Origin of the sequence: Pseudomonas sp. PDM32, assembly GCF_019219225.1 — a bacterium.
Classification (GTDB): domain Bacteria; phylum Pseudomonadota; class Gammaproteobacteria; order Pseudomonadales; family Pseudomonadaceae; genus Aquipseudomonas; species Aquipseudomonas laurylsulfatiphila.
On record NZ_JAHUWE010000050.1, the window covers coordinates 1 to 366 of the forward strand.

Consider the following 366-nt stretch of genomic DNA (forward strand, 5'->3'; position numbering starts at 1 on the left):
TGGCAACGCCATCGGTGCCGTTGGCCAGCGTGTAGGTCCACTGGCCGCTGTTGTCCACGGCGATCGAGCCGTAGGTGCCGGTTGGCGAGCCATTGATGCTCCAGGTCGCCGTGGCATCGTGATCGATATCGGCCGAGCTGAACTGGCCACTCACGCTGAGCGTGGTGTCTTCCTGCACCGCGCCGGCCTCGTTGCCGGTCGCGAAGCTGAGCACCGGCGCGTCGTTGCTGCCGGTGACAGTGATCGTCACCTGCTGGGTGTCGACGCCGCCGAGGCCATCGCTGACCTGCACGCTGAATACTTCGTTGTGGCTCTCGCCCGCCTTCAGCACCTGCACCGCATTGGCAACGCCATCGGTGCCGTTGG

Annotated in this window: 1 protein-coding gene; it reads right to left on the reverse strand. The window is 65.8% G+C overall.

Going from position 1 to position 366, the window contains the following annotated elements; all coding sequences use genetic code 11:
- Nucleotides 1-366, reverse strand: a 366-nt coding sequence (locus KW846_RS29740; RefSeq protein WP_218486468.1) for a VCBS domain-containing protein, incomplete at both ends; no start/stop codon positions are given.